We start from the raw sequence: 7,027 nt of genomic DNA, 5'->3' as shown, positions 1-7,027 counted from the left end.
GCAGGACGATGAAGGCGAACAGCAGCACACCGATGACGATCTTGGTCCACCAGGAGCTCAGGTCACCCTGGAAGGTGACGATGGTCTGGATGAGGCCGAGCACCACGACGCCGAGCACCGTGCCGACCAGGTAGCCGGAGCCACCGGTCAGCAGGGTGCCGCCGATGACCACGGCCGCGATCGCGTCGAGTTCCGTGCCGACCGCGTGCCCGCTGTTTCCGGAGAGCATGTAGAAGCTGAGCAGCACACCACCGAGTGCCGAGCAGAATCCGCTGATCGTGTAGACCGCGATCCGGGTACGCGCCACCGGCAGCCCCATCAGCAACGCCGACTGCGGGTTGCCGCCGATGGCGTACGTGTTGCGGCCGAGTCGGGTGTAGCCGAGCACGTAGATGCCGATCGCGACCACCGCCAGGGCGATCAGGACGCTGACGGAGATGAAGAATCCGCCGAACCGGATCCGTTGCTGCGCGATCGAGGTCCAGAGCGGGTCGTTGATCGGGATCGACGACGTGCTGATCGTGTAACAGAGGCCGCGGGCCAGGAACATCCCGGCGAGGGTCACGATGAACGGCTGGACCTCGAAGTAGTGGATGATGCAGCCCATGCCCAGCCCCAGCAGGGCGCCGATCAGCAGCACCAGCGGCAGGACCAGGTACGGCGACCAGCCCTGGTCCTGGAGCAACGAGGCCGAGATCATCGTGGTCAGGGCCACCACGGCGCCGACCGAGAGGTCGATCCCGCCGGTCAGGATGACGAAGGTCATGCCGACCGCGACGACCAGCAGGAACGCGTTGTCGACGAATACGTTCAACACGACCTGGGTGTCGGAGAAGCCCTCGTAGCGCAGCACGCCGGCGCTGTACATCAGGACCAGTAGCGCTCCGGTGGCGAACAGCGGCAGGTACTTCTGCTGCGGTCGCAGGACGCGCGGTCGGCCCGCACCCACCGTCCCCGGTACTGCGCTCATGTCCCCTCCTCGACGCGCTCGTCGGACCCATCAGCTTTCGCCGCGCTGAGCCGACCGAATCGCTCGCTCCGCTCGCTCATGCCGGCACCTCCACCTTCGGCTCCTGTTGCCGGTCCGGCTGCGCCGGTGGCGGCATCGGGCGGCGGTGGAACACCTTCGCCCGGAAGGCCCGCGACTGCAACAGGCAGACCAGGGTCACCACCAGGGCCTTGAAGAGCAGCGTCGTCTCCGGCGGGATGCCGATGCTGTAGATGGTGGTGGTCAGGGTCTGGATGATCAGCGCACCCAGTACCGTCCCGCCCAGCGAAAACCGTCCGCCGGCCAGCGACGTACCGCCGATGACGACCGCGAGGATGGCGTCGAGTTCGATCCAGAGTCCGGCGTTGTTGCCGTCGGCGCTGGACACGTTGGAGCTGATCATCAGTCCGGCGATGCCGGCGCAGAGGCCGCAGAAGACGTAGCCGGTGAAGATGATCCGCCGGGAGTGGATCCCGGCCAGCCGGCTCGCCTCGGCGTTGCCGCCGACCGACTCGATCAGCAGTCCGAGCGCGGTACGGCGGGTGAGCAGCAGCGCGAAGCCGAACACCACAAGCGCGACCAGGATCGAGAACGGCACGGTGAGCCAGTAGCCGCCACCGATCAACTTGTACGGAGAGCTGTTGATCGTGATGATCTGCCCATCGGTGATGAGCTGGGCCAGACCCCGTCCGGCGACCATCAGGATGAGCGTGGCGATGATCGGCTGGATGCCGGCCTGGGCGACCAGCAGGCCGTTCCAGGCGCCGAGCAGCAGGGCCAGCCCGAGGGCGAGCCCCACCGCGAGCAGCACCCCGAGCACGCTGTTCTGGTCACCGAGCCCGCTGATCCGCAGGCACGCGAGGGCTCCGCAGATGGCGACCACGGAGCCCACCGAGAGGTCGATCCCACCGGTCGCGATCACCAGGGTCATGCCGAGCGAGACCAGGATCAACGGTGCACCGAACCGCACGATGTCGATCAGGCTCCCGTACAGGTGTCCCTGGCGTACCTCGACGGCGAAGAAGTCGGGGCTGAAGAACAGGTTGCTCACCAACAGGATCAGCAGGGTGGCCACCGGCCAGAAGAACCGGTGCCGGATCACGCCGGCCATCACACCTCCTTCCGGATCACGACCATGTCAGGATCTGACGGCGGAGGACCGTCCTCGGACGGTGCCGCGCCGTTGCCGCTCGCGATGATCGACATGATCCGCTCCGCGGTCACCTCGTCGTCGTTGGCCAGCTCGTCGACCATCCGCCGGTCCCGTAGTACGGCGATCTTGTGACTCAGCCGGAGCACCTCCTCCAGCTCGGCGGAGATGAAGAGGACGGCCATCCCGCCGTCGGACAGCGTGACCACCAACCGCTGGATCTCCGCCTTGGCGCCGACGTCGATGCCCCGGGTCGGCTCGTCCAGGATCAGCAGCCGAGGTTCGGTGATCAGCCAGCGGGCGAGCAGCACCTTCTGCTGGTTGCCGCCGCTGAGCTGGCCGACCAACGCCTCCGGATTGGCCGGCACGATCCGCAGCGCCTGGACGTAGCGGTCGACGAGTTCGTCCTGCCGCCGCCGTGGCAGCGGGCGGGACCAGCCCCGGGCGGCCTGCACGGCCAGGATGATGTTCTCCCGGACGGTGAGGTCCGCCACCAGCCCCTCGGTACGCCGGTTCTCGGAGCAGAAGGCGATGTCGTGGGACATCGCGGCCCGGGGGCCGCGCAGCGAGATCGGTTCGCCGTCCACCCGGAGCTGACCGTGGTCGGCCCGGTCCGCTCCGAAGAGCAGCCGGGCCACCTCGGTACGACCGGAGCCGAGCAGCCCGGCCAGCCCGACCACCTCGCCCCGGTGGATGGTCAGACTGAACGGGGCCACCGCGCCCTTGCGCCCGAGATCGGCCGCCTCGACCACCGGCCGGTCCCGTTCCAGGGTGGCCAGGGACCGCCGGGGCTGCTCCTCCAACTCCTCCAGGACCGCGAGTTCCTTGCCGATCATCGCGCTGACCAGGTCGAGTTGGCTCAGGTCGCGGGTGGCGTACTCGCCGACCCGCCGGCCGTTGCGCAGCACCGTCATCCGGTCGGAGACCTCGTAGACCTGGTCGAGGAAGTGGGTGACGAACAGGATCGCCATCCCCTCCTCCTTCAGCTGGCGCATCACCCGGAAGAGCTGGTCGACCTCGCTGGCGTCGAGGCTCGAGGTCGGCTCGTCGAGGATGAGCACCTTGGCGGAGATGTCGATCGCCCGGGCGATGGCGACCATCTGCTGTACGGCGAGGGAGTGCGTGCCGAGCGGGGCTGAGACGTCGATGTCCAGCCCCAGCCCGTCGAGCAGTCGCCGGGACCGGCGCCGCATCTCGCCCCACCGGATCGCCCCGAACCGACGCGGCTCCCGGCCGATGTGGATGTTCTCCGCGACGGACAGGTTGGCGCAGAGGTTGACCTCCTGGTAGACGGTGCTCACGCCGGCCTGTTGCGCCTGCAACGGGCCGGCGAAGCACACCGGCGTACCGTCGACGACGATGTCGCCCTCATCGACGTCGTACACCCCGGTCAGCACCTTGATCAGCGTCGACTTGCCGGCGCCGTTCTCCCCCATCAGCGCGTGCACCTCGCCGGTGAAGAGCCGGAAGTCGACCCCGTCGAGGGCCTTGACGCCGGGGAACTGCTTGCTGATCCCCGTCATGGTCAGGATCGGTGCGGGCTCCCCCACCGTGGCCATCGGCCTGCCTCCGTCCGTCGTGCCGGCTTGCCCGCGCCGCTGACCGCGCCGCTCAGTACTGGCGGTTCGGCAGTGCCGCCTTCGCCTGCTCCTGGTTGAACGCGGTCTCCTCGGTCAGCACGCGCTCCGGCACCGACTCGCCGGCGACGACCTTCTCCACCAGTTCCATCAGCTGTGGCCCGAGCAGCGGGCTGCACTCGACGATGTAGTTGATCTTCCCGTCGGCCAGCGCCTGCATCCCGTCCTTCACCGCGTCCACGGTGATGATTTTGATGTCCACGCCCGGCTTCAGGCCAGCCCCCTCGATCGCCTCGATAGCGCCGAGACCCATGTCGTCGTTGTGCGCGTACAGCACGTCGATGTCCTTGTTGGCCTTCAGGAAGGCGTCCATGACCTCCTTGCCCTTGGCCCGGGTGAACTCGCCGGTCTGGGACGCCACGATCTTGAACTTGGGGTCGGCCTTGATGACGTCGGCGAAGCCGGACTTGCGGTCGTTGGCCGGCGCCGAGCCGGTGGTGCCCTGCAACTCCACGATGTTCACCGGCTCCGGCTTGCCCTGGTACTCGCCGACCAGCCACTCGCCGGCCTTCTTGCCCTCGAGCACGAAGTCCGACCCGATGAAGGTCTTGTAGAGCGTGGTGTCCGGGGAGTCGATCGCCCGGTCGGTCAGGATGACAGGGATCTTGGCATCCTTGGCCTCCTTGAGCACCGTGTCCCACCCGGACTCCACCACCGGGGAGAAGGCGATGACGTCGACCTTCTGCGTGATGTACGACCGGATCGCCTTGATCTGGTTCTCCTGCTTCTGCTGCGCGTCGGAGAACTGCAGGTCGATGCCGGCCGCCTTGGCCGAGTCCTGGATGGACTTGGTGTTGGCCGTACGCCAGCCGCTCTCGGCTCCCACCTGGGCGAAGCCCAGGGTGATCTTGCCGTCGTCCGGTTGGCTACCGCCCGCACCGTTCTCGCCCCCGCAGGCGGCCAATGCGGTCACCATCAGTCCGCCGAGTACAACGGCGGAGATCTTTTTCAGCACCGTTTCCTCCTCGCCTTGGGAACATCGTCAGCTGTCGTGGTTACCGTTCACACCGGGAGCCGGGTACGGCCGGCGCACCGCCTCCTCCACGACAGCCGGGTTCGCTGCCGCCGGCCTACTTTTCCACTTGAAACACCAGCACTGAGGGCATGCCGGACGTTGCGTGGGGCTTCCTGTGTCGAGAATGTTAACGTTCTCATGCTGCCCGTCAAGAGGTACATCCATCGACGGTATGCATCCGTGATTTTGCGACACCTTCGTCGCCCGTACCGGGCGGCTGGTCGAAACGAGGGAGCCGCCGTTGACTGCTGACCGGATCGACGCCGATGATCAGCCGACCGGTGCGCCGCAGCGGACCCGGGGCTCGGTGATGCGCGATGTCGCACGGCTGGCCGGTGTCTCGCACCAGACCGTCTCCCGGGTGCTCAACGACCACCCGAACGTGCGGCCGGAGACCCGGGAGAGGGTGCTGGCCGCGATGCGGGCGTTGAACTACCGGCGCAACTCCGCCGCCCGTACCCTGGTCACCCGCAGGTCCCGCACGCTGGGACTGGTCGCCTTCGAGACGACGCTGTTCGGCCCAGCCTCCACTCTGTACGGAATCGAGCAGGCGGCCCGCACCGCCGGCTACTTCGTCAGCGTCGCCAGCGTCCGGTCACTGGACCGCGAGTCGGTGCTGGAGGCGATCGACCGGCTCTGCGAGCAGTCGGTAGAGGGCATCGTGGCGATCACACCGAAGAACACGGTGGTCGCCGCGCTCTCCCAGGCGCCGGCCGGGCTGGCCGTGGTCGGCGTCGGCGGTGGCGGCGAGTCCGTGCCCACCGTCTGCATCGACAACGCCGCCGGGGCCGCGATGGCCACCCGGCACCTGCTGGCCCTCGGTCACGCCACCGTGCACCACATCACCGGGCCGGCGGACTGGCCGGAGGCGCAGGACCGGATCGACGGCTGGCGTGAGGCGCTGTACGCCGTCGCCGCTCCGGTACCCGCGCCGCGGCCGGGCGACTGGAGCGCCCGGTCCGGGTACGAGCAGGGTCGACTGCTCGCCACCGACCCGTCGGTCACGGCGGTGTTCTGCGCCAACGACCAGATTGCTCTCGGCGCGCTACGCGCCCTGCACGAGGCTGGCCGGCGGGTGCCGGACGAGGTCAGCGTGGTGGGCTTCGACGACGTACCCGAATCCAGTTACTTCCTGCCGCCACTGACCACGGTCCGACAGGATTTCGCCGAACTCGGCCGACGCAGCCTGGACCTGCTGATCGAACAGCTCAACGGCGACTCCCGGACGAACCGCCGGATCTCGTTGACGCCCACGTTCGTCGCCCGGACCAGTTCCGGACCGCCCTCGGCCTGACGACCCTTTCCGGATGACGATGGCGGCGGCCCCGGTTCGGAGCACCGTGAACGCGGCGCCGACAGCGGATCCTGCGAGCGGGTCCCCGACCCGAAATGCCTACTGCGGGATTACGCCGGACGCGCCGGACGCGCGGTAATCCGGCCCTTGCCGCTACCGTCACGCCGACCGTACGGACAGCCCCGGTGGATACGAGGATCGCCGATACCGGGCGTCAACGCGTGGAACAGAAGTCCGCAGAGCCTGTGGTTTTCGCCCAGGAAATGTCCAATGTCTTGCACAATTCGCTTCCGATCAGTCAAACTCAACCCCTGGCAATAAATGTTCACGAGGAGTAATCAACCATGGCGAAGCAGGTAATCACACTTCTGACCGACGACCTCGACGGCGGCGAAGCCGACCGCACTGTCGAGTTCGGTCTGGACGGTGTCAACTACACCATTGACCTGTCGGATAAGAACGCCGGCAAGCTCCGCAAGGCGTTGGACGCCTACATCCACGCGGGTAGCCGGGTGGGGCGCGGCTCGGTGGAAAGCCGTCGATCCACTCGGCGCGGTCCCGCCACGAGCCCGACTCGAAGTGACCGCGACCTGAACCGCGCCATCCGGGAATGGGCCGTGCAGAACGGCTACGAGGTTTCCGAGCGCGGACGCATTCCGTCGTCGGTGGTGCAGGCGTACAACAGCCAGCGCTGACGGTTCGGAAAGCCGGCAGTGCCCGGTTGCCTGATGTTCCCCGGCTTTCCCCCGGTCGGACCGCCCCCCGGACGCACACCTCCGGAACGCGTTGGTGCCACCGGTGACAGGTGTCGCCGGTGGCACCAGGATGTCGAGGAAGGCAGGTTCCGCCGTTGCCTCCCGGACGGCTACCGGCCGCCGGTACTCGACGTCGGTGCCGGCGCCGGTCCCGCCGGCTTGTCCGCGACGCGCGGGCCGCCGCGGAC

General features: G+C 67.9%; 6 protein-coding genes. 2 read left to right on the top strand and 4 right to left on the bottom strand.

Annotated elements, in window-relative coordinates; genetic code table 11:
• The 4 genes from yjfF to I0C86_RS25020 form a co-directional block, all read right to left on the bottom strand.
• Positions 1-970: galactofuranose ABC transporter, permease protein YjfF (gene yjfF / locus I0C86_RS25035; protein WP_196203723.1), on the bottom strand; the 970-nt coding region annotated here is incomplete at its 3' end.
• Between the two features lie 76 nt (positions 971-1,046).
• On the bottom strand, positions 1,047-2,099 hold the full coding sequence (locus tag I0C86_RS25030) for an ABC transporter permease (RefSeq protein ID WP_196203722.1): 1,053 nt from the start codon (positions 2,097-2,099) through the stop codon (positions 1,047-1,049).
• Positions 2,099-3,697, bottom strand: coding sequence for a sugar ABC transporter ATP-binding protein (locus tag I0C86_RS25025; protein ID WP_230394742.1), 1,599 nt, complete (start codon positions 3,695-3,697; stop codon positions 2,099-2,101). The genes I0C86_RS25030 and I0C86_RS25025 overlap by 1 nt, the downstream gene beginning before the upstream one ends.
• Before the next feature lie 52 nt (positions 3,698-3,749).
• Complete coding sequence (locus I0C86_RS25020; RefSeq protein WP_196203725.1) at positions 3,750-4,691, bottom strand: ABC transporter substrate-binding protein; 942 nt, start codon at positions 4,689-4,691, stop codon at positions 3,750-3,752.
• A gap of 409 nt (positions 4,692-5,100) precedes the next feature.
• On the opposite strand from I0C86_RS25020, the gene I0C86_RS25015 reads away from it, so the two are divergent.
• Together I0C86_RS25015 and I0C86_RS25010 are read left to right on the top strand one after the other, a co-directional pair.
• Positions 5,101-6,084: a LacI family DNA-binding transcriptional regulator gene (locus I0C86_RS25015; protein WP_196203724.1), complete on the top strand. Its 984-nt coding sequence runs from the start codon at positions 5,101-5,103 to the stop codon at positions 6,082-6,084.
• 344 nt (positions 6,085-6,428) lie between these two features.
• Complete coding sequence (locus I0C86_RS25010) at positions 6,429-6,779, top strand: histone-like nucleoid-structuring protein Lsr2 (RefSeq protein ID WP_196203721.1); 351 nt, start codon at positions 6,429-6,431, stop codon at positions 6,777-6,779.
• Positions 6,780-7,027: the final 248 nt, after the last annotated feature.

This window comes from Plantactinospora alkalitolerans, assembly GCF_015690345.1.
Taxonomy (GTDB): Bacteria; Actinomycetota; Actinomycetes; order Mycobacteriales; family Micromonosporaceae; genus Plantactinospora; species Plantactinospora alkalitolerans.
This window is presented reverse-complemented; position numbering and strand designations above follow the sequence as displayed.

Coding starts and splice junctions, on each gene's coding strand:
- I0C86_RS25030 (WP_196203722.1), bottom strand. CDS start 2,099: ATGGCCGGCGTGATCCGGCACCGGTTCTTCTGGCCGGTGGCCACCCTG.
- I0C86_RS25025 (WP_230394742.1), bottom strand. CDS start 3,697: ATGGCCACGGTGGGGGAGCCCGCACCGATCCTGACCATGACGGGGATC.
- I0C86_RS25020 (WP_196203725.1), bottom strand. CDS start 4,691: ATGGTGACCGCATTGGCCGCCTGCGGGGGCGAGAACGGTGCGGGCGGT.
- I0C86_RS25015 (WP_196203724.1), top strand. CDS start 5,101: ATGCGCGATGTCGCACGGCTGGCCGGTGTCTCGCACCAGACCGTCTCC.
- I0C86_RS25010 (WP_196203721.1), top strand. CDS start 6,429: ATGGCGAAGCAGGTAATCACACTTCTGACCGACGACCTCGACGGCGGC.